2 protein-coding genes are annotated in these 3,426 nt (G+C 59.4%); both read left to right on the top strand.

The window, feature by feature from the left end; all coding sequences use genetic code 11:
* Nucleotides 1-72: 72 nt before the first annotated feature.
* Entirely contained in the window at nt 73-1,929 is a 1,857-nt protein-coding gene (locus AAAC48_RS02550; RefSeq protein ID WP_340652665.1) for a mechanosensitive ion channel domain-containing protein, read from the top strand.
* A gap of 225 nt (nt 1,930-2,154) precedes the next feature.
* The coding region (locus tag AAAC48_RS02545; protein WP_340652664.1) for a sulfatase-like hydrolase/transferase at nt 2,155-3,426 on the top strand (1,272 nt) is incomplete at its 3' end.

Genomic DNA, 3,426 nt, shown 5'->3' with positions numbered 1-3,426 from the left:
GATAAGGACTGCAGTGCCGGACTTCCTCCGACGAAGCGGTGCGACTGAGATGTCCGCGAGAGGGCAGGGAATGTGAGCGAAGAATCTGTGGCCGACTTGGACGTCACTTCTGCGATATCAGCAATTGAGAAGGTTGCCGACGGTTTTGCGGCAGGCCTGTACGCACGGTTTTCTGCGCTGTTGAACCTACCCGGCGAGCTTGCAAGCTTACGGAACTCCATGGTGGCAGCATCGACGTCTCCTTCTTTCCTTTCTTTCGAAATCGTCCTGGTGGTCGCGCTGACGGCTGGTACGTTCCTGGTGCTGGCTCGGCAAGTGAAAATAAGGAATTTCGCAAGTTCAAGCTGGCGAAGATTTTTCTTGGATGCGGCGGCCGCCGTCGTTGCCCTTGCGCTAGGTCTTGCGGCGGCGCGGCTCCTTGCCCCGTCTGGCCTGCCCCTGCGCACCCTTCGCCTGTGGGCGGTGGTGACTCTCGTTGTCTTTGTCGTTTTATATCTTACGAGACTTGTTTTGATGGCGTCGCGGCGGCCGGAATTCCGCCACCGTTCCTTTCATATGCTGGCGCTGTCCCGTGACCTGTCGATCGCTATAAGCTGGGCGATCGTCGGTGTCGCGCTTGTGACGACGTTGCAGATTTGGAGCGCCGGCTCGGGCCTCAGGGATCTGACCCGCACAGTTTTGATGGCAATCCCGGCCTACCTTCTGCTGGCAGCAGCGGTGTGGCGGCACAAGCGCACAATGGCCAGTGCTATTGCCGGTCCGCGCCCGCGAAGCCGTTGGCGCGGCCGTCTTGCCAGATTCTGGCCGGCGATCGTCATCGGATTTCTCGTCATCACATTTATCAGCAGCCAGACCGCGCTCACGCTAGGCGCGCCGCTCCCCGGATCGGCGGTTATTGTCACCGTCCTCATGCTGCTTTTGATGCCACATCTCGACGCGATGATCGGGAGCTGGGCGCAGCGTAAATTGGAAGCTGCGCACATTTCGATCCCTGCGGCGGCCGGGCGGCAGACAGCCCGCTTCACCGTTCTGATCGGCACAATTGCCATGTTGGGAACGTTGTGGGCGACGCCACTGGCTCTCGGACTCGGCTTCGAATTGCGAAGCGTCGCACGTGACGCGCTCGGGATAGCTTTGATTGCGCTTATGGCGGCGTTTCTGTGGAATGTGGTCGGGACGATGACAGAGCGTGCGTTGCGCGTTGCACATCCCATACTCGGTGGTGGCGAGCTAGGGGTGCCGCGATCGAGGCTGGGCACGATCGTCCCGCTAATCAGTGCTGTCGGAAAATCGAGCATTCTCGCATTGGCGCTGCTCTCGATCCTGGTGTCGCTCGGCGTCAATGTCTGGCCGCTGATCACGGGCCTAAGTGTCTTTGGGCTTGCTATCGGCTTCGGCTCGCAGACGCTTGTCAAAGACGTCGTTTCCGGTCTTTTCTTCCTGATCGACGATGCTTTCCGTTTCGGTGAATATATCGAAACGTCCGGTGCCAAGGGAACCGTCGAGAAGATTTCGATACGGTCGGTATCCCTGCGCAGTTCGCGCGGCTCCATTGCAACGGTGCCCTATGGCCAGATCGGCAAGATCCAGAACTTCAGTCGGGATTGGGTTATCGAAAAGCTGACGTTTCGCGTTGCGTTCGACACCGATGTCGAATTGGTCCGCAAGCTCTTCAAGAAGATCGGACAGGATATTGCCGCAGACCCTGAGCTTGCCCCGGATCTCATTGAACCCTTCAAGAGCAAAGGGATCGGCGAGGTCGAGGACGGCACGTTGATCATCAAGGCCGCATTCACGGCGAAGCCCGGCAAGCAGTCGATGATCCGCCGAGCCGTTCTGATGGCGGTGCAAAACGCATTCCGTGACAACGGTATTCATGCTGTGCCCAAACCCATGACCGGCAGTGGCGGGCCTGCGGAATCCGGTTAGCCACCGTGTTTCGGTGCTAACCGGAAGGACCTGACGTATGTTACTGTAAGATACTTGCTTCCTAGCATCATTGGGGGACGATTGCCAGCTCCGCTTTCTAGCAACGCTCGTCGAGATCACCGCGATTTCACGTTGCCCCAAAAGCCCTCGAGTTGCCCGCGCTAGCGATGAGCGCACCCCTGCGAAGTAGTGACAGGGGACTAATCCGGTTGGGAGGATGTGACGATGTTGAGGATTGGCACCCTGTTTCTTGCCACTTTGAGTTTGACGGCCGTTTCCTTCGAGCGGGCCAACGCCCAGCAGGTCACAGGTGCGCCAGGTTCACCCGGCGCAACCACCACCATCGACGGGAAGCAACTTCCGCCGCCGCCGCCAAAATTCGGCGGTGTGATCAAGGAGAAGGCTTCGGAGTCGCAGCCTTGGTGGGCCCCGCGCGTCGTGCCGCCCAAGGGGGCGCCCAACGTGCTTCTGATCATGACGGACGACCAGGGCTTTGGCGCGCCAAGCACATTCGGCGGCGTCATCCCCACTCCTGCCATGGATCGCATCGCGAAGGAGGGGCTGCGCTTCACGAATTTCCACTCCACCTCGCTTTGCTCACCCACACGGGCCGCGCTGATCACGGGGCGTAACCACCACTCGGTTGGTTCCGGGGTGGTCGGCGAAGTAGCGACGGGGTTCCCAGGTTACGATTCAATCATCCCGATCGAGAAAGGCACCATCGGCACCATCCTCAGGGAGAACGGGTACGCCACTTCGTGGTTCGGCAAAGACCACAACACGCCGTCCTATCAATCGAGCCAGGCCGGGCCGTTCAACCAATGGCCGACCGGTATGGGCTTCGACTACTTTTATGGCTTTGTCGGCGGCGACGCCAGCCAGTGGCAACCGAACCTCTTCCGCAACACAACGGCAATCTATCCCTTCGAGGGCAAAACCGGCTGGAACATGGAGACGGCAATGGCCGATGAGGCCATCCAGCACATCAAGCAGCTGAAGGAGATCGCGCCCGGCAAGCCCTGGCTGGTCTACTACGTACCAGGTGCTACGCATGCGCCGCACCATCCGACACCAGAATGGGTCAAGAAGATCAGCGACATGCACCTGTTCGATGACGGGTGGAACAAGCTGCGCGAGACGATCTTCGCCAACCAGAAGCGGCTGGGGATTATGCCTGAGAACGCGCAGCTGACGCCGTGGCCGAAGGATCTCGCGCAGTGGGATTCGCTCAGTTTTGAAGAGAAGAAGCTCTTCATCAAGCAAGCGGATGTTTATGGAGCCTATCTCGCGTACGCCGACCATGAGATCGGCCGCGTCATCCAGGCCGTCGAAGACCTGGGCGAGCTCAACAACACGTTGATCATCTACATCAGCGGCGACAATGGCGCGAGCGCCGAAGGGATGCTCAACGGCACGCCGAACGAGTTCACCACCTTCAATGGCGTTCCCGTGCCGGTCAAAGACCAGTTTCTCTGGTACGAGTTCTGGGGATCGGAA

Source organism: Phyllobacterium sp. (assembly GCF_037994405.1).
Lineage (GTDB): Bacteria > Pseudomonadota > Alphaproteobacteria > Rhizobiales > Rhizobiaceae > Phyllobacterium.
This window is presented reverse-complemented; position numbering and strand designations above follow the sequence as displayed.